This is a genomic window from Gordonia sp. NPDC003425, assembly GCF_053588635.1.
The window spans coordinates 34,150-56,603 of the sequence record NZ_JBSFQI010000018.1; the positions used below are offsets into that span (position 1 = coordinate 34,150).

The window sequence follows — 22,454 nt, forward strand, 5'->3', positions numbered from 1 at the left end:
CTGCAGGCCGATGAGAAGATGTTACGCCGAATGTGAGATCAAGCTGTGAATCGGTTGAGGATTACACCGCGTCCGGGTTCGGTGATGCCACGCGCCCGTGTGCCCGGAGGTCGAGGGGGCGTGGTCGGTTAGGCTGAACACCCGTGGCCACCAATAACAGCGTCGAGGCGGGCGGCACCTCTCCGGGTGCGGTCGACCTGATCGTCGTCGGTTCCGGCTTCTTCGGACTCACCATCGCCGAACGCGCGGCGACCCAGCTCGGCAAGCGGGTGTTGGTGATCGAACGGCGCCACCACCTCGGTGGCAATGCCTACTCCGAACCCGAGCCCGAGACCGGTATCGAGATCCACAAGTACGGTGCGCATCTGTTCCACACCTCCAACAAGAGGGTCTGGGACTACGTCAACGAATTCACCGATTTCACCTCCTACCAGCATCGCGTCTTCGCGATGTACCAGGGCCAGGCCTACCAGTTCCCGATGGGCCTCGGGTTGGTCAGCCAGTTCTTCGGCCGCTACTACAGCCCCGACGAGGCGCGTGCGCTCATCGCCGAGCAGTCCAGCGAGATCGACACCGCCCAGGCGCGCAACCTGGAGGAAAAGGCGATCAGCCTGATCGGCCGCCCGCTCTACGAGGCGTTCGTCAAGCACTACACCGCCAAGCAGTGGCAGACCGACCCGAAGGAACTGCCGGCCGGGAACATCACCCGACTGCCCGTGCGCTACACCTTCGACAACCGCTACTTCAACGACACCTACGAGGGTCTGCCGGTGGACGGGTACACCGCGTGGCTGCAGAACATGGCGGCCGACGAGCGCATCGAGGTACGCCTGAACACCGACTGGTTCGCGGTGCGCGACGAGATCCGGGCGACCAGTCCCGACGCTCCGGTGGTCTACACCGGACCGGTGGATCGCTACTTCGACTACTCCGCCGGCCGCCTGGGCTGGCGCACGCTCGACTTCGAGACCGAAGTGCTGCCCACCGGCGACTTCCAGGGCACCCCGGTGATGAACTACAACGACGCCGACGTGCCCTACACGCGCATCCACGAGTTCCGGCACTTCCATCCGGAGCGGGACACCTATCCCACCGACAAGACCGTGATCATGCGGGAGTACAGCCGATTCGCCGAAGACGACGACGAGCCCTACTACCCGATCAACACCCCGGAGGACCGCGCCAAGCTCGCCGCCTACCGGGACCTGGCCCGCGCCGAGACCGGCACCGCGAAGGTGCTGTTCGGCGGCCGGTTGGGCACCTACCAGTATCTGGACATGCACATGGCGATCGCGAGTGCGCTCACCATGTTCGACAACACGCTGGCGCCGCACCTGCGCGACGGGACGCCGCTGGCGGAGGTGGAGTAGATGAGCGTGACCCCGACCGAACAGGCATCGGGCGCAACCGGCGGCGAACCGCAACTGCGTCAGGAGACGGCACCGACGTCGAAGGCCGTCGAACTGCTGCAGCGAGTGATCTTTCCGCGTCCGGGTGAACCGCTGGACGTGCGGTCGCTCTACCTGGTCGAGTCGTGGAGCAACACTCGGCGGGCCCACTCGCCGTCGCGCACCTCCGTGCTGCTCGGCGCCGAATCGGAAGTGAGTTTCGAGAGCTACTTCAACGGTTTCGCGGCGTCGTACTGGCGACGCTGGACCGTGCTCACCTCGGTGGTGCTGCGCATCGAGGTGGTGGGCGCCTGCCGCGTGGATCTCTACCGGTCGAAGTTCAACGGCGCGCGGATCGGTATCGGTGGCGATCTGGTGCCCACCGACGAGAACGGCCACGGCGTCATCGAATTCGAACTCGATCTCGGTCCGTTCGAGGACGGCGGCTGGATCTGGTTCGACGTCACCACCGACACCGACACCGAAATCATCTCCGCGGGCTGGTATGCGCCGGTGGTTTCGACAAGCTCAACCAGCGGGGACGGCTCAACCAGCGGGGACGGTTCGACCAGCGGGGGCGGCTCAACCGGCGGGGGTGGCTCGACCAGCGGGGACGGCTCGGCCGGCGGGGGCGGCTCGACCGGCGGGGGCGGTGTCACCGTCGGTATCCCGACCTTCAACCGGCCCACCGACGCGGTGAACGCGCTCGCCGCGCTGACGTCGGATCCGTTGGTGGATCAGGTGATCGACGCGGTGCTGATGCCCGATCAGGGCACGCGCAAGGTGGTCGACGAGCCCGGATTCGCCGAGGCCGCCGCGGCGCTCGGTGACCGGCTGCACATCTTCGACCAGCCCAACCTCGGCGGTTCGGGCGGCTACGCCCGCATCATGTACGAGGCGCTGCGGCTCACCGACAGTCCCTACATCCTCTACATGGACGACGACATCGCCATCGAGCCGGACTCGATCCTGCGTGCGCTGGCCATGTCGCGATTTGCCAAGTCCCCCATGCTCGTCGGCGGTCAGATGCTCAATCTGCAGGACCGCAGCCACCTGCACAGCATGGGCGAGGTGATCAACCACCACAACTTCATGTGGACCTCGGCACCGTTCGTCGAATACGACCACAACTTCGCGCGCTACCCGCTGCGCGATCTGGAGAACTCGAAGAACCTGCATCGACGGATCGACGTCGAGGGCAACGGCTGGTGGATGTGCATGATCCCCCGCGAATGCGCGGAGCAGATCGGTCTGCCGATGCCGCTGTTCATCAAGTGGGACGACTGGGAATTCGCTTTGCGCGCGGCCAAAGCCGGGTACCCCACGGCGACAGTCCCGGGTATCGCGATCTGGCACATGGCATGGAGCGACAAGGACGACGCCATCGACTGGCAGGCCTACTTCCATCTGCGGAACCGGCTGGTGGTCGCGGCGATCCATCACGACGGGCCCATCAAGGGCATTCTGCAGTCGATGGCCAAGGCCACCGCCAAACATCTTCTCTGCCTTGAGTATTCGACGGTTGCGATTCAGAACGAGGCGATTCGCGACTTCTTGGCGGGTCCCGACCACATCCGTGACCTGCTGCCCACCGCGCTGCCCAAGGTGGCGCAGATGCGCAAGCAGTTCCCCGACGCGGTGGTGCTGCCGTCGGCGCAGGTGCTGCCCAAGACCAGTGGTGAGGCCACCCACCTGGGCACCCACGTGCCCACCAACCCGGTGAGCAAGCTGCGGGCGCTGGCGGGCGTGGTGCGCAACAACCTGCGCCCGGCCGACCCTCGTCATCACGAGGTGCCGCAGGCGAACTACCCGCCGATCGAGGCGCGGTGGTTCAGTCTGGGCCGGGTGGACGGTGTCACCGTCACCACCGCCGATGGGCGCGGCGTGGTGTATCGCCAGCGCGACCGCGACAAGATGATCGCGCTGGCCCGAGAATCCGCGGCACTGATCCGCGAACTCAACGAGAGGTTCCCGGACATGGCGCAGCAGTACCGCGCCAAGCACCGGGAACTGACCAGTAAGGAGAGCTGGGCGGGTGTCTTCGGAATCGAGTGACGGTGTGCCACAGCCGGCGGGGGACTCGTCACCTGCGCCGACAGGCGAGGTCGCGGCACTGATCGCGATCCAGCACGCGCTGACATCGAAGCCCGGCGTGCTGCCCACCGCACGTGCGCTCTCACACTTCGGTGAGCACTCCCTGGGTTGGCTGGCGATCAGCGCGCTCGGCTGGGGCGTGGCCGCGCGCCGCGGCGACGAGCGCGCGCAGCGACGCTGGGTCGAGGCGGGCGTGGGCGCCTTCGGTTCTCATGCCGCGTCGGTCATCATCAAACGCATCGTCCGTCGCCCACGGCCCCACGACCCCCGCATCAGTGTGGGAGTGTCCACGCCGAGCAAGTTGAGCTTCCCGTCGTCGCACGCCACGTCGACCACCGCCGCGGCCATCCTGATCGGCCGGGCGGCCGGTTTGCCGCCCTACCTGCTCCCCGCTCTGCTGGTGCCGCCTATGCTCACGTCGCGGCTCGTTCTCGGCGTGCACTACCCGAGCGACGTCGCCGCGGGCGCCGCGATCGGCGCACTGAGTGCCGGAGCCGTCATCGCCGGCGACACGTGGATCGAGCGTGCCGCAGCCGGGCCGGCGACGAGGAACCGAGGAGAGGCATGAGCGAGGAGCCGATCGAGCACGGAAAAGTGCTCGGGCCACCCAAGAACTTGGCCGAAGGACTCATCAAGGCACTCCGCCCCCGACAGTGGGTCAAGAACGTCCTGGTGCTCGCAGCGCCGCTGGCCGCGGGCAACATCACCGACGTCAACGTGCTCTGGCACGCCGGGATCGCGTTCATCGCGTTCTGCCTGGCGGCGTCGTGCATCTACCTGATCAACGACGCGATCGACGTCGCGTCCGACCGCAATCACCCCACCAAGCGCTTCCGGCCGATCGCGGCGGGCGTGGTCCCGGTGCCGCTGGCCTACACCCTCGCGGTGGTCCTCGGCGTGGCATCGCTGGCGGTGTCGCTGGTGGCCAACTGGCAGACCGCGGTGGTCATCGCGATCTACCTGGTGGTGCAGCTCGGCTACTGTTTCGGCCTGAAGAACCAGGCGGTGCTCGACATCTGCATCGTCTCGTCGGGGTTCCTGTTGCGCGCGATCGCCGGTGGTACCGCCACCGAGATCAAGCTCTCGTCGTGGTTCCTGTTGGTCATGGCCTTCGGCTCGTTGTTCATGGCCGCGGGCAAGCGCTACGCCGAGTTGCAGCTCGCCGAGCGGACCGGCGCCAAGATCCGCAAGGCGCTGCAGTACTACACCACCACCTACCTGCGGTTCGTGTGGACGCTGGCGGCCACGGCCGTGGTGGCCTTCTACGGGCTGTGGGCCTTCGACAAGAACTCCGGGCACGACACCAACGTGTTCTACGCCATTTCCATGGTGCCCTTCACCATTGCCATCCTCCGCTACGCGGTTGTCGTCGACGGCGGGTCGGCGGGGGAGCCGGAAGAGATCGCGTTCTCCGACCGTGTGCTCGAGGTGCTCGCCGTGGCCTGGATCGTGTGCGTGGCGGTCGCGGTCTATGCCGTCTAGAACGCCGCCGCCCGGCGCGCCTGTGGCCGATGCGGAGTCGCCGACCTTGGTCCTCCCGCGGGTGTCCGCCGGCCGACACCGTCTCCAGCACGACCCGGAGCCCGAACCCGTCGAGCGTGCCCAGAATCCCGACGAGCGTGCCCAGGATCCCGTCGAGCGTGCCCAGGATCCCGTCGAGCGTGCCCAGGATCCCGTCGAGCGTGCCCAGGATTCCGACGATTCCGACGACGGTGCCGACACCCCACCGCCCAGCCGGCGCGTGACGACGTGGCGTTCGTGGGGCCCGCGGGAGTGGACCGCTATCGGCAGTTTTCTCGTCGGTGCGATCGCGGTCACCACGTTCTTCGCCATCGGCGCCTGGCAACGCCGCTGGATCGCCGACGACGGACTGATCGTCCTGCGCACATTGCGGAACCTGTTCGCGGGCAACGGCCCCGTGTTCAACATGGGCGAACGCGTGGAGGCCAACACCTCGGTCGCGTGGACCTATCTGTTGTGGTTCTGGGCCTGGGTGACCGACGGTCAGCTCGAGTACGTGGCCCTGTGGGTGGCGCTGGTGCTCTCCGTGTCGGCGGTGCCGATCGCCATGTACGGCACCGCACGACTGCTGCGCACCCGGCTCGGCGGCCTCGACGGTACGGCGGTGAGCCTGCTGGTTCCGCTGGGTGCGGTGGTCTACATCGCGATTCCGCCCGCACGCGATTTCGCGACCAGCGGACTGGAGAACGGGCTGTGCATCTTCTGGGTGGCGGTGCTGTGGTGTCAGCTGGTGGCCTGGAGTCGACGGCCCCGCGGCGACGCCGCGACTGCCTGGGGGAGCGCGGCCACGCTGTTCCTGGCGTTCTGGGCCGGCCTCGCGCCCCTGGTGCGTCCCGAGCTCACCATCATCGGCGGGATCGCGCTGCTGGTGGTGTTCTTGGCCCCGCTGGGATGGAAGATGCGGATCGCGGTGATCGTGGTGGCGGCCGTCTTGCCGGTGGGCTATCAGATCTTCCGGATGGGCTATTACGCGCTGCTCGTACCCAATCCGGCCGTGGCCAAGGATGCGAGTGGGTCAAAGTGGCATCAGGGTTTCGTCTACCTCGGCAATCTGTTCGGCCCGTACCTGCTGGTACTGCCGGTGATCCTGGCGGTGGTGGCCGGTGTGCTGCTCATCGTCGGCAACAGGTTGCGAGCCGACACCCGTACCGATCCCGACCTCGAAGCCCCCGACCCTGAAGCCCCCGACCCTGAAGCCCCCGACCTCGAAGCCCCCGACCCTGAAGTCTCCGACCCCGCGTCGCCGCCCGCGTCCCGGCGCGGCCTGCGCACCCGTTTGGCGGGCTGGTCGCAGGGCTTGCAGACCCCGACCGGGGTGGTGGTGGCGATTCTGCTCGCCGGCCTGATCGTCGGTCTGTACTGGTTGCGTCAGGGCGGCGACTTCATGCACGGCCGCGTGCTGCTCACCCCCTTGTTCACCCTGCTGCTGCCGGTGATGGTGGTACCGGTCACGGTGCCCGGCCGGGCGGCGCTGCGCGCGGTGTTTGCCCGCTCGGCCGATCGCTCGGCGTCTCGCCCAGCGGATACCACCCGCCGTCGGCGCGCCCTGGTGCAGCTCGGTGGCGCCACCGTGATGGCGGCCATCTGCATCACCACCATCGTCTGGGCCGTGGTCAACCACGAGAACGAGCTGCCCAACGCCGGTATCGACATCGGTCGCAGCGGCATCGTCGACGAACGACGGTTCTACGTGACCAACATGGGCATCGAGAACCCGGTGACCGCCGCGGACTACCTCGACTATCCGCGGATGCGGGCCATGGTCGAACGCATCGACGAGTTCCGCACGCAGGGCGGCGTGGTGCTGCCCACGGCGAACTACGACGACTGGACCGTGGTGAAACTGCCCGACAACACTCCCGAGAGCAAGCGCAAGGTCACCGTCTACTTCCTCAACATGGGTATGACCAGCATGAACGCGCCGCTCGACGTCCGTGTCATCGATCAGATGGGACTGGCGTACCCGATCGCGGCACACACCGAACGTCTCGAGGACGGTCGCATCGGGCACGACAAGAACCTGCCCGCGGAGTGGGTGGTGGCCGAGGCGGGCGCCTATCCGCGTCGCCCGGTGCTGCCGCTCTCGCTCGACGAGGACGTCGTCGCGCAGGCCAAGGTGGCGCTCACCTGCCCGGACACGAAGGCACGGGTGAAGTCCTACGAGGGAGTGTGGTCCTTCGCCCGGTTCAAACAGAATCTGAAGGACTCATTCACGTTCACCGACTATCGGATCCAGCGCAATCCCGAGTACGAGCTGCAGCGGTGCGGGCTACCGATCCCACCGCGAATTCATCCTCGATGAGTTTGATCTTTTTTGTCTCGAATCGGTAACGTCGGCACCTGAGGGTCCGATAAGAGGGGGGACCGGGCGACACCCGGAAGCCACCGTGCTGTTCACCACGACAATTGCTATGGCGAACATCACAGCAATTGTCGGCGTGGCAGACATGCAATAGGCTCGCCACTCGTCGGCCAGTGCGGCTGATGAGGCGGTTGTGCCGCATGTGACGGCCGCGATTCGGGGTCGACACGGTGTCGTAGACATAACGATCCGGCCGGAGACGCATTCGTGCGAGTGCGTCGCCGCCGGTACCAGAGGAGAGTTCAGTCGATGGGGACAGGTGCGTTGGAGAACGGGGCGCGGCGCAAGCGCCGGTCGAGGAGCCGGGTGGGGCTGCGTAGCCGCCTCGTAGCGGCGACGCTCGCGATTCTGACCGTCGCGGGTCTGGCTGCGGTCACCGGCGGAGCGGGTGAGGCGCAGGCAACGATCAACGGCACGCGTGTCGGCAAGAACGATTGGACGATCGACGCCTGCGGGATGCCGACGAACGGTGCCTTCGGCAACAAGTCGATGCGTCCCGGCGTGGTCCGTGTGCGGTCGTGGTTCAAGCCGCAGAACCAGCGCACGGTGATCCTGCTCGACGGCATGCGCGCCCAGTACGACTTCAGCGGCTGGGAGATCAACACCAACGTCCAGGAACTGGTGAACCGCGGCGTCAACGTCGTCGAGCCCATCGGCGGACCGGCCAGCTTCTACACCAACTGGAACGCGCCGAGTAACTTCAACGGCCAGCAGCGTCGGTACATGTGGGAATGCGTCATCCAGAACCGCCTGGTGCCTGCCCTGCGTGCCCGCGGGTTCAAGGGCAAGAACGGCAAGTACGCGGTCATGGGTATCTCGTCGGGCGGCAACGCCGCGCTGGTTCTCGCCGCCAAGCGGCCCGATCTGTACTACGCCGCCGGATCGCTCTCGGGCTACGACTTCCTGAGCGCCCCCGGTATGCACACGATGTTGCGACTGGCCATGCTCGACGTCGATCCCAGGCCGTGGAACGTCGACGCCATGTGGGGTCCTCCGTGGGACCCGCGGTGGGATGACAACGACCCGTTCCTGCTCATCAACCGGATGCATCACCTGAAGGTGTTCACCGGCTCGGGTAACGGACTGTTCGGCCGCTACAACGCGCTGCCCAACGTGTTCGACGACCTGTTCAAGGGTTCGACGCTGGAAATGCTGGCCCTCTCGCAGCGGTTGGCCTTCCAGTTCGCGGCCACCATCCAGGGCATCAACCTGATGACCTACGACGCCAACGGCACCCACGCGTGGGGCTACTGGCAGGACATGGTCTGGAACGCCTACGCACGAGGCTTCTTCCGCTAGATCCCACCTCGCAGTACCTCGGCGGCCCCGCCCGGATTCACGTCCGGGCGGGGCCGTCGCCGTTGGCTGCCAAGCCAACCCGGGAAGTATCAACCACCCCACAAGTCACATAAATCTCATCAATCACAGCGTGGCGTCGCGATAACCCCCTCGCGGCCGTGTAAGAAACACCTGAGGCGTAATGAGGTTGCTGAGGCGTGTGTGACTGTTGGGGAAGCAGTTGACGGCCCGCTCCTCGAAGGCGACGCCACCGACAGGTGCTGAAGGAGCTGGAGACGGATGCGGCGAGTGGTTGAGGGTGAATGGGTCGACCGTGGCGCGAGACGCGGGTCGACACCTGCGAGACGTATCGCGCGCATGGTGGCGACCGTGGCCACCACGGTGGCCGTGGTGTCGGGTGTGATGGTCGCGGGTGTGGCGTCGGCAGATCCGCCCGCAGCACCGCCCGTCGCTCCCGGTGCGCCGGCAAACCCGCCGGCTAACCCGCCGGCAAATCCGCCCGCGCCGCAGGCCGCGCCCGCAGCGCCGGCCCCCAGCCCGGCGGCCGCGCCCACCGAGCCGGCGCGGGTCACCAAGACGTACTGGTACACCGACCGCCGCGTCGCGCTGTGGGTGCATTCCCCGGCCATGAACACCGACATCCAGGTGCAACTGCTCCTCGCGCGCGACTGGTGGGCCCGCCCCGACGCGAAGTTCCCGCAGCTGACCATGCTCGACGGACTGCGCGCGCAGGACGATCAGAGCGGATGGGTGCTCAACACCAACATCGTCGACTTCTACAAGGACAAGAACGTCAACGTCATCCTGCCGATCGGCGGTGAGTCGAGCTTCTACACCGACTGGAAAGAACCCGACAAGGGCAAGAACTACAAGTGGGAGACGTTCCTGATCCACGAACTGCCGCCGATCATCGAGGGGCAGTGGCGTTCGACGGACGTCCGCGGTATCGAGGGGCTGTCCATGGGCGGCTCGGCCGCGATGATGCTCGCCGCCCGCAACCCCGGGTTCTACAAGTTCGCGGCGTCGTTCTCGGGCATCTTGCAGATGTCGTCGACCGGCATGCCGCAGGCCATCCAGTTCGCCGTGCGTGATGGTGGCGGCTACGACTCGATGAAGATGTTCGGCCCGCCCAGCGACCCCGCCTGGAAGGAACACGATCCCTACCTGCTCGCCGACAAGCTGCAGGGCACCAGTCTGTACATCTCGTCGGGCAACGGCATGGTGGGCCCGCACGACAAGCCGTCGGACATCCCGCTGCTGGCCACCAATTACTCGGGCGTGGGACTCGAACTGCTCAGCCGCGTCACCTCACAGCAATTCGCGATCAAACTCAACGAACTCGGCATCCCCGGGCAGGCCGTCTACCGGCCGTCGGGCACCCACACGTGGCCCTACTGGGAGTTCGAGATGGCCCAGGCCTGGCCGCAGGCGGCCGCCGCTCTCGGCCTCGCCGGCGACAAGGTGGCCTGCACGGTGTCGGGACCGTTCAAGAAGGTGGCCGACGCCAACCAGCTCGGCGGGTGCCTCACCCCGGAGTACGCCGTGCCGGGCGGGCGCGCGCAGGACTTCTACAAGGGCCGGATCATCACCGGGCCGAAGGGGCCGAAGGAGGTCACCGGCGCGATCGGTGGCGCCTACGTCTCGGTCGGCGGTCCGGGGGGACGGCTGGGCTTGCCGCTGAGCGACGAACTGCCCACCCGCGACGGCAAGGGTCGGTTCAACCTCTTCCAGCGCGGCAAGATCTCCTGGACCCCCACCGGTGGCGCCCAGATCACCAAGTGACGCCGTGATGTTCGGTGTGCGGTGTGGCTGCCCTGAGATCTCTCTGTGGAATCCGGAGGTTTTCGCAGGTGGCGGGTGTGCGCTGGTCGGCGGACCACCCCCGCCGGGGTAGCCTTGCGCTCGGTGGGTCAGCCCATTGGCGGAGTGTGACGAGGAAGTGATGATGAGCAAGTTCTTTCGGGTCGGTGTGATGGTGGCGGGCGTGGCAATGCTCGTCGGGGCGGTCAGCGCGTGCTCCGACGATTCGACGGCGAGTGCTCCGATCACCAGCGATCCGATCACGACGACATCGATGTACTCGTCGCCGGCCGCGTCGTCGGCGACCTCTGCGGCGCCCGGCAGTACGACCCAGAAGGTCACCACTCCGGTGTCGGGGGCCACCAAGCTCCCCGCGACGGCTCCGACCACGGGCACCACCGTGCCGCCGAGCTTCCCCGGACCCAACGGTGAGCCGGTCAGCGCGAAGGGCCAGAAGTACCTCGCGGCCCTCAAGGCGCAGAACGTCACGTTCATGGGCGACACCGACAACACCGTCGCGCTCAATGCCGCCGACTACGTCTGCGCGCAGCAGGCGAAAGGTGCCGATCCCACCACCGTGAAGGCGTTCGTCACCGCGCTGGTCGGTCCGGGGACCCAGAACGTGAACGAAGCGGGCGCCAAGGCCGACAAGGTGATCAAGGCCGCCCATGAGAACTACTGCTGAGCGTGAATGCCAAGCGAGAAGCCACTCGAAAGCGTAAGCGCCGAGGGCTCACCAGGTTCGCCCTGCTGATCGCAGCGCTCGCGGTCGTCGCGATCATTCTGGTGGTGATCCTCGTGATCACCCTTCTCACACCGGGACCACCGCGGATTCCGGGCGGCAAGGGGCCGTCGACGAGCGCCCCGCCCTCGCGGCCGGAAGCGCAGTCGGCCGATTGTCCCGACGTGCTGACCCTGGTGGTCCCCGGCACGTGGGAGTCGGCTGCCGACGACGATCCGCTCAACCCGACGGCGAACAAGGCGTCGCTGATGCGTCGGGTCTCCACGGCGTTGCAGGACGAGTTCCCGAATTCGCGGACCGAGGTCTACACCGTTCCCTACGTGGCGCAATTCCGGAATCCGACCGTGCTCGGCGACCGCCAGGCCGATTACAACGTCTCGCGCGCCCAGGGGTATCAGCGCGCCGCGGCGAAGGTGACCGAGACCAACAAGAAGTGTCCGCTCACCCGCTACGTGATCATGGGCTTCTCGCAGGGCGCCGTGATCGCCGGGGACCTCGCGAGCAACATCGGCAACGGGCGCGGTGTGCTCGACCCCGCCGACCATGACCTCGTGCTCGGCGTCGGCCTGATCGCCGACGGGAGGCGCGAACGCGGCCAGCAGAACGACATCGGACCCGACCCCAATGGGGTGGGTGCCGAGATCGCACTCGGGGGAATGAGCTCACTGGTACCCGGCATCACCATGACCGGACCCCGCGACGGCGGGTTCGGCGACCTGCGCGATCGCGTCAATTCCATCTGTGCGCCAGGCGATCTCATCTGTGATTCACCGACCGTCGCCAATCCGATCGGGGCGGTGGGGCAACTCGCCGGCGCGATCAACAATCCGGTGCACGCGATGTATGCGACGCCGCGGTACTGGTCGCTCGACGGCGCCACCGCCACCCAGTGGATGTACGGCTGGGCGAGTTCGGTGATCGACAAGGCGCCCAAACCCGCGCACAACTGACTCGCGCACGCAAGCGGTTTGGGGCGGCCTCCGGTGCTGCACTAACCTGAGGTCCGGTCCGGGGTTAGCCGATACGAGGAGTGCACCGATGACGCAGGCCGAAGCCCCCGACGGGCTCCGCAAGTTCCGCTTCGGCGCCGGCGGTGAGGGCAACAAGGACGAGGGCGGTGCCCGCAAGTTCGTGAAGCTCGCGCAGACGGCGGAGGAATACGGTTACGACACCTTCGCGGTGCCCGATCACCTCGGCAACCAGGTGGGACCGCTGGCCGCGCTCGGGGCGCTCAGCCAGGCCACCGACCGCATCCGATTGGGAACATCGGTGCTGGCCAACGGCTTCCGGCACCCGGCGATCCTCGCCAAGGAGGCCACCACCATCGACGTGCTGAGCAAGGGGCGACTCGAACTCGGCATCGGTGCGGGCTGGATGAAGGAGGAGTTCGACAAGGCGGGCATCGCATTCGAGAGTCCCGGGGTGCGGATTCGCCGCCTCGACGAGTCGCTGACGATCCTCGACAAGCTGATGCGGGGCGAGACCGTCGACTTCGACGGCGAGTTCTATCAGATCAAGGGCCTCGAAGGCAGCCCGCGACCCCGGCAGGGCCCGCGACCGCCGATCGCGGTGGGCGGTGGCGGCCCCAAGATGCTGGCGCTGGCCGCCAAGCATGCCGACATCATCTCGATCGCACCGGGAACCACCCCCGAGGGCAAGATGAAGCTGTCGGACATGACCATCGACGCCACCGCCGCGCGCGTGGACCGCATCCGCCAGGCCGCCGGCGACCGCTTCGCCGACATCGAACTCAACTGGACCATCGCGGTCATCGTGATCACCGACGACCGCGAAGCCACCGCGGAGATGGCACTCAAGGCGCTCGCCCAGGGCTATCCGCCGAACATCGAGCGCGACACCGACTTCACGGTCGAGGATGTAATGACGTCGCCGTACCTGGCGATGGGAACATTCGAGGAGATCGCCGATCAGATCCGCGAGGTGCGGCGCCGCACGGGCATGTCCTACGTCGGGGTGTTCCCGACGCAGATGGACGCGTTCGCCCCGGTGCTCGCGCTACTGAAAGGGGAGTAAGGTTACCGGTCGGTAGGTGACTGAACCGCCAGGTGAGGAGCTGTGAATTCCCCGACCGAAAGCTGCGGGTCGAGGACCGATTTGCAGCCCGGTGAAGGCAGAATTCACCAGTAGTCACGAATTCGTAGGGTTCGGTGTCCGTGCGCTACCGTGTCACGCGGTGGACATGCGTGCACGCCACGCGAACTCAGTGGTGCCTGTGGGGGAGCACCACGACAACCGCCGACCCGGCGTCCGACGCCGGGTGCCCCGAGGGGTCCACAGGAGTATTTGAATGCTGAACACTGAATTTGAGCAGTTCCTCGATGAGACGGGAAACCTGCACTTCACCGAGGACGCCACGCTGGTCGACTACGTCGAGCGCAACGTGCGCGACGAGGCGGACACCCTCGCGTACCGCTTCATCGACTACAGCCGCGAGCGCGATGGCGAGGCCCAGGACCTCACGTGGGCGCAATTCGGCAAACGGCTGCGGGCGGTGGCGGCGCGGCTGCAGCAGGTGACCAAGCCCGGCGACCGGGTGGCCATCCTCGCGCCGCAGTCCCTGGAATACGTGATCGGCTTCTTCTCCGCGCTCTACGCCAGCAACATCGCGGTACCGCTGTTCAGCCCCGACGAGCCCGGTCACCACGACCGGCTCACCGCGGTGCTCGCCGACTGCAAACCCGCCGCGATCCTGACCTCCACCAAATCCGCCGAGGCGGTCCGCGACTTCTTCGCCGGCGTTCCCGCCAAGGAACGGCCCCGCGTGATCGCGGTCGACGCCGTGCCCGATTCGGTCGGTTCGAGCTGGGTCGCCCCGGTTGCGGGCAAGGACCACAACCGCGACACCGTCGCCTATCTCCAGTACACGTCGGGCTCCACCCGCGTGCCCGCCGGTGTCGAGATCACCTATGAGGCCGTGGCGGCCAACTGCCTGCAGATCTACGACTGCATCGAGATCGACCGCAACGCGCGCGGCGTCACCTGGCTCCCGATGTTCCACGACATGGGTCTGCTCACCGTGATCCTGCCGGCGCTCGGTGGCCGCTACATCACGATCATGAGCCCGCAGGCGTTCGTGCGGCGCCCCGGCCGGTGGATCAAGGAACTCGCGGCGGCCTCCGACGGCGCCGAAACCTACGCCGCGGCGCCCAACTTCGCGTTCGAGCATGCCGCGGTGCGCGGCCTGCCCAAGGAGGGCGAGCATCTCGACCTCTCCAACGTGATCGGTCTGATCAACGGGTCCGAGCCGGTCACGGTCAGCTCGATGAAGAAGTTCAACGACGCGTTCGGGCCCTACGGTCTGCCGAAGACCGCCATCAAACCGTGTTACGGCATGGCCGAGGCCACGCTGTTCGTGTCGGCGACGCAGCGCAACAACGAGGCCAAGATCATCTACGTCGACCGCGACGCCCTCAACGCCGGTCACATGAAGGTGGTCGATCAGCACGCATCGAACGCTGTCGCGCAGGTCTCGTGCGGTCAGGTGGCACTGAGCCAGTGGGCCGCGATCGTCGAACCCGAGACCGCCACCGAGAAGCCCGACGGCGAGGTCGGCGAGATCTGGCTGCACGGCCTCAACATCGGCGCCGGCTACTGGAACAAGCCGGAGGAAACCGAGAGCACCTTCCACAACACGATCCCCCATCCCTTGCCGCAGGGCAGCCACACCGAGGGCACGCCCGCGGATGCGCAGTGGATGCGGACCGGCGACTACGGTGTGTGGCTCGACGGCGAGCTCTACATCACCGGTCGCGTGAAGGACCTGGTGATCGTCGACGGCCGCAATCATTACCCGCAGGACCTCGAGTTCAGCGCGCAGGAGGCCAGCCCGGCGCTGCGTCCGGGCTTTGTCGCCGCGTTCGCGGTGCCGGCCAATCAGCTGCCCGAGGTGGTGTTCCAGAACGCGGCCAGCGGCCTCAAGTTCGACGCCGACGACGCCTCCGAGCAGCTCGTCATCGTCGCCGAGCGCGGCCCGGGCAAGAAGAACGATCCGCAGGAGATCGCCGACACGGTGCGCGCCGCCGTCGCGCAGCGTCACGGTGTGATGGCCCGCGACGTGTTGCTGGTGCCGGCCGGATCGATTCCACGTACCAGCAGCGGCAAGATCGCCCGACGTGCCACCAAGACCGCCTACATCGACGGCAGCCTGCGTGGCGGATACAAACAAGAGGCCTTCCCGGACCACGCTTGAGTGCGTCGGTAGCGCCGCCCGATACATTGGTTAGTGATGTCTGAACTGAATAACGACCAGCCTGTTACCGAGTCGACCGACGGCGAGACCGCCGGTGGCCTGACCGTCGGCGAACTGCGTGAGTGGCTGCGGGAATGGGTCTCGACCGCCACCGGCATCTCCGTCGACCAGGTCTCCGACGACCGGCCGATGGAGGAGTTCGGGCTGTCCTCGCGCGACGCCGTCGCCCTGGCCGCCGACGTGGAGGACAAGACGGGCGTGGTGCTCACCGCCACCGCCGCCTACAACCATCCGACCATCGCGTCGCTGGCCAAACGCATCATCGAGGGCGACCCCGACGAAGGTCTCGATCTCGACGCCGAGACGTTCTGGATTCGCGAACGCAGCAACGACGACGACATCGCGATCGTCGGTCTGTCCACACGCTTCCCGAAGGCCGGGCACACCCCCGAGTCGACGTGGGAGGCGTTGATCGAGCGCCGCGACGGCATCTCCGATCTCCCGGCCGACCGGTGGACGGAGTTCACCTCGGATTCACGCCTGGCGAAGGTGATCGAGGAGGCCAACGTCCACGGCGGCTACCTCGACGACGTGAAATCGTTCGACGCCGACTTCTTCCAGATGAGTCCGCGTGAGGTCGAGATGGTCGACCCGCAGCAGCGACTCGCGCTCGAACTGGCGTGGGAGGCGCTGGAGGACGCGCACATCCCGGCCAGCGACCTCAAGGGTGCCCCGGTGGGTGTCTTCGTCGGCACCTCCACCAACGACTACCAGCTGCTGGCCGCGATGGGCCTCGACGAGGGCGCCAGCGACACCGCCGCCTACGCCCTGACCGGCACCTCCACGTCCATCGTGGCCAACCGTGTCTCCTACTTCTTCGATTTCCGCGGACCGTCGGTGGCGCTCGACACGGCCTGCTCGTCGTCGCTGGTGGCGGTGCACCAGGCGGTGCGTAGCCTGCGGTCGGGCGAATCCGACGTGGCGCTGGCCGGCGGGGTGAACATGCTGATCACCCCGGCGGCCACGCTCGGTTTCGACAGCATCGGCGCGCAGGCGCCCGACGGCCACATCAAGGCGTTCTCCGCCGACGCCGACGGCATGATCCGCGCCGAGGGTGGCGGCCTGTTCGTGCTCAAGCGGATGGCCGACGCCCGCCGCGACGGCGATGCGGTGCTCGCGGTGATCGCCGGGTCGGCGGTCAACTCCGACGGCCGCTCGAACGGCTTGCCCGCGCCCAACCCCGAGGCCCAGGTGGATGTGCTGCGGGCGGCCTACACCGACGCCGCGATCGATCCGCGCAGCGTCGACTACATCGAGGCGCACGGCACCGGCACCATCCTGGGTGATCCGATCGAGGCCGACGCGCTCGGACGTGTGGTGGGCAAGGGTCGCGCCGCCGACGCCCCGGCCCTGCTCGGGTCGGTCAAGACGAACTTCGGGCACATGGAGTCCGCAGCCGGTGCCGGTGCGCTGGCCAAGGTGGTGCTCGCCCTGCGCCACGACAAGCTGCCCGCCTCGCTGAACTATGCCGGACCCAACCCATACATCCAGTTCGACGCCGGTCACCTGCGGGTGATCGACGAGGCGAGCGACTGGCCGCGCTACTCCGGTCACGCGGTGGCCGGTGTCTCCGGGTTCGGTTTCGGCGGCACCAACGCCCACGTGGTGGTGCGTGAGGTGCTCCCCACCGACCTCGCACCCGCCCCGCTGAATGAGCCCCAGTCGCTGGGTGACTCCCACTCGCTGGGTGAGTCCCACTCGCTGGGTGAGTCCCACTCGCTGGTTGAGCCCCACTCGCTGGTTGAGCCTGCCGAAACCACCGACGACGACGAGGACTTCCTCACCGACGCCGAGCGGGCGGTGCTCGCCGCGCAGGCCACGAAGGCCCCCGAGCCCGCCGTCCTCGCCGCGGTCGACCCGGCCGACGGCTTCGCCCCGTGCGCGGTCGACGGTGCGGCGGCGCCGCTGGTGATCTCCGGTTTCCTCCCGTCGCGGCGCCGCAAGGCTGCCGCGGATCTGCTGGAGTGGCTGGAATCCGATGCGGGACAGCAGACTCCGCTCGCCGACATCGGCCGGGCGTTGGCTCACCGCAACCACGGGCGTTCGCGGGCCGTCGTGATGGCCCGTACGCACGAGGACGCGGTCAAGGGGGTGCGCGCCGTCGCCGAGGGCAAGGCCAATCCGCTTGTCTACTCGGTCGATTCGCCCGACACGGCGTCGGCGGTGTGGTTGCTCTCCGGTTTCGGATCGCAGCACCGCAAGATGGCCAAGCAGCTCTACCTGGAGAATCCGGTCTTCAAGAAGTACGTCGACCGGGTGGACGAGTTCGTGCAGAACGAGTTGGGCTACTCCATCGCGGAGATGTTCCTCGACGACGCGCAGACCTACGGCATCGAGACCGCCCAGGTGGGCATCTACACCATCCAGGTGGCACTGGCCGACACGTTGCGGCACTTCGGCGCGCAACCCGGTGTGCTGGTACCGCATTCGATGGGCGAGGCGTCGGCCGCCTACATCAGCGGCGGTCTGTCGCTGGAGGACGCCACCCGGGTGATCTGTCAGCGTTCACGTCTGATGGGCGAGGGCGAGGCCACCCTCACCGGTGACGACATCCGGCTGATGGCGCTCGTCGAGTACAGCGCCGACGACATCACCGGCGTCCTGGCCGATTATCCCGATCTCGAGATCTGTGTGTACGCGGCGCCCACCCACACCGTCATCGGCGGTCCCGAGGACCAGGTGGATGCGATCGTGGCGCGCGCCGAGGCCGAGGGCAAACTGGGTCGCAAACTGCAGACCAAGGGCGCCAGCCACACCTCTCAGATGGACCCGCTGCTCGGCGAGCTCTCCTACGAGCTCACCGGCATCACACCGCAGCGACCCACCGTCGGCTTCTACAGCTCGGTGGACCGGGAGACGTACTACCGTCCCGGGCACGAGCCGGTGCACACCATCGACTACTTCCTCAAGGGTCTGCGGCACAGTGTCTGGTTCAGTCAGGCCATCGCCAAGGCCGTGGAGAACGGTCACCGCACCTTCCTGGAACTCTCGCCCAACCCGGCCGTGCTGATCTCGGTTGCCGCCGTGACCTTTTCGGCGGGACTGCACGATGCCGAACTGATCGAGACGCTGCGGCGCAAGGAGGATGAGAGCTACGGCGTGGTCAATGCGCTGATGAAGCTCTATGTCCACGGTCAGCCGGTCGACGTCGGATCGTTGTATGGCACCGGCAATTTCGCTGACATCCCACGAACACGGTTCGAACGCAAGGAATTCTGGCTCAAGGCCACCATCGCCGGCGGCGGTTCTTCTGGCCGTGTTCCCGGCTCCCACGTGGCGCTGCCCGACGGCCGTCACGCGTGGGAGGTCGACGCCGCGGCGGTGACCGACCCGCGCGAACTCGTGCGTGCCGCCGCCGCTCAGGTGCTGCGCGATGTGACGGTGGGGGCCGCGATCGCCCACGGGGAGATCCCGGCGTCGGGCACCCTCACCACCACGCTGAGCCCGCACCCCGGTGGCGCATCGGTCACCATCCACGCCAGAAGTTCGGACGCGTTGGCGGACAAGAACTTCCGCCTCCTGTTCGAGGCGGCCGTCACCGGCGCGATCGACGACGCCGCACTCGCACCCGTGCCGGCGGGCGAGCCCACGCAGTCGGAGGCCGAGGTGTTCGCCGACAACCGGGTGGTCACCGACGACGATGTGGTCGACGACATCGGCAACAAGTGGAACCCGGAATCGGATGAGTCCGTGGGTGATCGGCTCGCGGTGATCGTCGGCGAGTCGATGGGCTACGACCCTGAGGACCTGCCGCGGGAGATCCCGCTGATCGAGCTGGGGCTCGATTCGTTGATGGCGGTCCGCATCAAGAACCGCGTGGAGTACGAGTTCGACATCCCGCAATTGCAATTGCAGGCGATGCGTCAGGCGAATCTGGCCGACGTGGAGAAGTTCGTGACGTTCGCGGTGACGCATCGTGATCAGCTCGACGATCTCTCCCAGAACGCCGCGGGCGGAGGGGAACTCGACACCGCCGCGCTCAACGCCTACATCGACGAGCAGAACGCGAAAGCCTCGGAGCCCGCCTCGCCGGCCGAGCCGTCTCCCGCCTCGGCCGAGCCGTCCCCCGCGCCGGCCGAGCCCGCCCCCGCGCCGGCCGAGCCGTCGTCCTCGCCGGCCGAGCCGTCGTCCGCGCCGGCCGAGCCGTCGTCCTCGCTGGTTGAGCCGTCGTCCTCGCTGGTTGAGCCTGTCGAAACCGACCTCTCCGATCAGAAGGCCGTCGCCGAGGCCGCGGGCTCCGACGTGCCGCCGCGCGACGCCGCCGAACGTCTCACCTTCGGCGTGTACGCGGTGGTCACCGGACGCTCGGCGGGGGGCATCTTCACCAAGCTGCCCGTGCTGGACGAGGATACGGCGCAGAAGCTCACCGACAAGCTCAACGAGCGCACCGGCGGCGACATCGACATGGAGGACATCCTCGACTCGGAGACCATCGAGGAAATGGCCGACTACGTGCGGCAGTACCTCGACGCCTCCGCCGACACCGACGGGTTCATCCGCTACCTGCGCCTGGCGAAGGGGGACGGGGATGAACCGGCGAAGAAGACCTACGACCCGTCCGCCGGAGATCCCGTGCCGGTGTTGCTCTTCCATCCCGCCGGTGGCAACACCTCGGCATACGAGGCGCTGCTCAAGCGGCTACCCGCCGATCAGCCGGTGATCGGATTCGACCGCGTGGAGGGCTCCATCGAGGAGCGGGTCCGGCAATACCTGCCGCGACTGCGCGAGGTGCAACCGCACGGCCCCTACGTGCTGGTCGGCTGGTCGCTGGGCGGTGGCCTGGCCTACGGCTGTGCGCAGGTGCTCCGCGACGAGGGTGAGGATGTGGCGTTCGTCGGCCTGATCGATGCCGTGATGCCCGCCGAACGTGTGGCGGAGACCCCGGACACGAAACGTGAACGGCTGGAACGCTGGAAGAACTTCGCGATCCGCAACTACGATCTCGATCCCGACGCGCCGATCCCGATGGACCGGCTGGTGGAGGCCGACGACGAAGGCCAGTTCCAGATCATCATGGAGATGGTGTCGATGTCCGGCACCAAGATCCCCGGCGGCATCATCGAACACCAGCGCACGTCGTTCGTCGACAACCGTGCACTGACCAACATCGATCCCACGCATTACGACGGCACGGTGGTGCTCTACCGCGCCGACCGTATGCATGACGGCGCAATCGAATTGGAGCCCCAGTGGGCCAATGTCACCGAGGACGGCGGATGGGCGCCCCTGGCCCCCGACCTCGAGATCGTGCACGTCGGCGGTGATCACCTGTCGATCGTCGACGAACCGTTCGTGGCGAAGATCGGTGCCGACCTCACCGCCCGGCTCAGCCGGCTGGGTGTGACGGCCGCAAATCGGTAGGGGCCCAACCGGTAAGCCAATCGGACAGGACACCGCGAACCAGCAGAAGTGAGGAACACGTGAGCGACACCACCACCGCGGGCAAGTTGGCCGATCTGCGCCAGAAGCTGGAACTCGCCCGGGAACCGGGCGGTGAGAAGGCGATCGAGAAGCGCGCGGCCAAGGGAATCTGTTCGCCGCGTGAGCGTCTCGACATGCTGTTCGATCCGGGCACTTTCGTCGAGATCGGTGCGCTCGCCAAGATGCCGGGCGCCGCGCACACCGGATACGGTGACGGCGTGGTCACCGGTTACGGACTGGTGCACGGGCGGCCGGTGGCGGCGTTCTCGCACGATCAGACGGTGTTCGGCGGGACCGTCGGAGAGATGTTCGGCCGCAAGGTGTCCGCGCTGATGGAGTGGGCCGGCAAGATCGGTTGCCCGATGGTGGGCATCAACGATTCCGCGGGTGCGCGTATCCAGGACGCGGTGACGTCGCTGGCCTGGTACGCCGAGATGGGCCGCCGCAACGACCTGCTGTCGGGGCTGTCCCCGCAGGTGTCGGTGATCCTCGGCAAATGCGCGGGCGGCGCGGTGTACACCCCCGCCAACACCGACATCCTGGTGGCGGTGGAGGACAAGTCGTACATGTTCGTCACCGGACCCGATGTGCTCAAACAGGTCAACGGAGAAGACATTTCGGCCGAAGACCTGGGCAGTGCGCACAATCAGGCGCGCTGGGGCAACATCCATCACGTCGCACCCGACGAGAAGGCCGCCTTCGAGTGGGTGCGGGAGTACCTGCAGTACATGCCGGCGAGCACGTGGGAGAAGCCCCCGGTGATCAATCCGGGCCTCGAACCGGAGATCACCGAGAGTGATCTGTCGCTCAACGACTTCATGCCGGACAACGACAACGCCGGCTACGACATGCACGACATCATGATCAAACTGTTCGACGACGGTGCCTTCCATGAGGTGGGCGAACTGTTCGCGCCGAACATCCTCACCGGCTACGCCCGGGTCGACGGACACGCGGTGGGTGTGGTGGCCAATCAGCCCAGCGTGATGTCGGGGGTGCTGGACACGGACTCCTCGGAGAAGGCAACGCGTTTCGTCCGCATTTGCAACGCGTTCAACATTCCGCTGGTGTTCCTGGTGGACACCCCCGGCATCCTGCCCGGCCTGGCCGAGGAGCAGAAGGGCACCATTCGGCGGTCGGGCAAGTTCCTGTTCGCCTACGTGGAGGCCGATGTACCGAAGGTGACCGTGGTGTTGCGCAAGGCATATGGCGGTGCGTACGCGGTGATGGGATGCAAGCAACTCGGCGCCGACATCAACTTCGCCTGGCCCACCGCGAAGATCGCGGTGATGGGTGCCGAGTCGGCGGCTGCGGTGCTCACCCGGCGGCAGACGCAGGGCATGTCGGCGGCCGAGGCCGACAAGGTGCGCCGCGACTTCATCGACTTCTACAACGCCATGATGGCCACGCCGTATCTGGCCGCCGAGCGCGGATACATCGACGCCGTCATCGAACCGGCCGAAACACGGCTGCAGCTACGAAAGGCGTTGGCACAGTTGCGCGACAAGCAGATGATGCGCACTCCGCGCAAGTCGTTGCTGATGCCCATCTGATCAC

Annotated in this window: 13 protein-coding genes; all 13 read left to right on the forward strand. The window is 67.1% G+C overall.

The annotated features are described in order from the left end of the window. Positions 1-143 precede the first annotated feature (143 nt). The 13 genes from glf (at position 144) to ACWDTD_RS17930 (ending at position 22,450) form a co-directional block, all read left to right on the forward strand. Complete coding sequence (gene glf, locus ACWDTD_RS17870) at positions 144-1,370, forward strand: UDP-galactopyranose mutase (RefSeq protein ID WP_449748473.1); 1,227 nt, start codon at positions 144-146, stop codon at positions 1,368-1,370. After that, positions 1,371-3,443 carry a glycosyltransferase gene (locus tag ACWDTD_RS17875; protein ID WP_449748474.1) on the forward strand — a complete coding sequence of 691 codons (2,073 nt, stop codon included), beginning with the start codon at positions 1,371-1,373 and terminating at the stop codon, positions 3,441-3,443. Beyond that, positions 3,424-4,050, forward strand: a complete 627-nt coding sequence (locus tag ACWDTD_RS17880; protein WP_449748475.1) for a phosphatase PAP2 family protein — start codon at positions 3,424-3,426, stop codon at positions 4,048-4,050. The genes ACWDTD_RS17875 and ACWDTD_RS17880 overlap by 20 nt, the downstream gene beginning before the upstream one ends. Beyond that, positions 4,047-4,964, forward strand: coding sequence for a decaprenyl-phosphate phosphoribosyltransferase (locus ACWDTD_RS17885; protein ID WP_449748476.1), 918 nt, complete (start codon positions 4,047-4,049; stop codon positions 4,962-4,964). Before ACWDTD_RS17880 ends, ACWDTD_RS17885 begins: the two co-directional genes overlap by 4 nt. Positions 4,965-5,223: 259 nt before the next feature. Continuing rightward, a complete protein-coding gene (locus tag ACWDTD_RS17890; RefSeq protein WP_449748519.1) occupies positions 5,224-7,305 on the forward strand; it encodes a hypothetical protein in 2,082 nt (693 codons plus the stop codon). A 309-nt stretch (positions 7,306-7,614) separates the two neighbouring features. After that, positions 7,615-8,664: an alpha/beta hydrolase gene (locus tag ACWDTD_RS17895; RefSeq protein WP_449748477.1), complete on the forward strand. Its 1,050-nt coding sequence runs from the start codon at positions 7,615-7,617 to the stop codon at positions 8,662-8,664. A gap of 357 nt (positions 8,665-9,021) precedes the next feature. Next, positions 9,022-10,446, forward strand: coding sequence for an alpha/beta hydrolase-fold protein (locus tag ACWDTD_RS17900; protein WP_449748478.1), 1,425 nt, complete (start codon positions 9,022-9,024; stop codon positions 10,444-10,446). A 160-nt stretch (positions 10,447-10,606) separates the two neighbouring features. Further along, on the forward strand, positions 10,607-11,149 hold the full coding sequence (locus ACWDTD_RS17905) for a DUF732 domain-containing protein (RefSeq protein WP_449748479.1): 543 nt from the start codon (positions 10,607-10,609) through the stop codon (positions 11,147-11,149). Between the two features lie 2 nt (positions 11,150-11,151). Further along, positions 11,152-12,156 (forward strand): cutinase family protein, encoded by a 1,005-nt coding sequence (locus ACWDTD_RS17910; protein ID WP_449748480.1) that lies wholly within the window; start codon positions 11,152-11,154, stop codon positions 12,154-12,156. An 88-nt stretch (positions 12,157-12,244) separates the two neighbouring features. After that, positions 12,245-13,240 carry an LLM class F420-dependent oxidoreductase gene (locus tag ACWDTD_RS17915; protein WP_449748481.1) on the forward strand — a complete coding sequence of 332 codons (996 nt, stop codon included), beginning with the start codon at positions 12,245-12,247 and terminating at the stop codon, positions 13,238-13,240. Between the two features lie 274 nt (positions 13,241-13,514). Continuing rightward, on the forward strand, positions 13,515-15,416 hold the full coding sequence (gene fadD32 / locus ACWDTD_RS17920; protein WP_449748482.1) for a long-chain-fatty-acid--AMP ligase FadD32: 1,902 nt from the start codon (positions 13,515-13,517) through the stop codon (positions 15,414-15,416). Positions 15,417-15,452: 36 nt separating this feature from the next. Then, a complete protein-coding gene (gene pks13, locus ACWDTD_RS17925; protein ID WP_449748483.1) occupies positions 15,453-20,837 on the forward strand; it encodes a polyketide synthase Pks13 in 5,385 nt (1,794 codons plus the stop codon). Positions 20,838-20,896: 59 nt separating this feature from the next. After that, entirely contained in the window at positions 20,897-22,450 is a 1,554-nt protein-coding gene (locus tag ACWDTD_RS17930; RefSeq protein ID WP_449748484.1) for an acyl-CoA carboxylase subunit beta, read from the forward strand. Positions 22,451-22,454: the final 4 nt, after the last annotated feature.

Coding starts and splice junctions, on each gene's coding strand:
- ACWDTD_RS17875 (WP_449748474.1), top strand. CDS start 1,371: ATGAGCGTGACCCCGACCGAACAGGCATCGGGCGCAACCGGCGGCGAA.
- ACWDTD_RS17885 (WP_449748476.1), top strand. CDS start 4,047: ATGAGCGAGGAGCCGATCGAGCACGGAAAAGTGCTCGGGCCACCCAAG.
- ACWDTD_RS17900 (WP_449748478.1), top strand. CDS start 9,022: ATGGTGGCGACCGTGGCCACCACGGTGGCCGTGGTGTCGGGTGTGATG.
- ACWDTD_RS17905 (WP_449748479.1), top strand. CDS start 10,607: ATGATGAGCAAGTTCTTTCGGGTCGGTGTGATGGTGGCGGGCGTGGCA.
- fadD32 (WP_449748482.1), top strand. CDS start 13,515: ATGCTGAACACTGAATTTGAGCAGTTCCTCGATGAGACGGGAAACCTG.
- ACWDTD_RS17895 (WP_449748477.1), top strand. CDS start 7,615: ATGGGGACAGGTGCGTTGGAGAACGGGGCGCGGCGCAAGCGCCGGTCG.
- pks13 (WP_449748483.1), top strand. CDS start 15,453: ATGTCTGAACTGAATAACGACCAGCCTGTTACCGAGTCGACCGACGGC.
- ACWDTD_RS17915 (WP_449748481.1), top strand. CDS start 12,245: ATGACGCAGGCCGAAGCCCCCGACGGGCTCCGCAAGTTCCGCTTCGGC.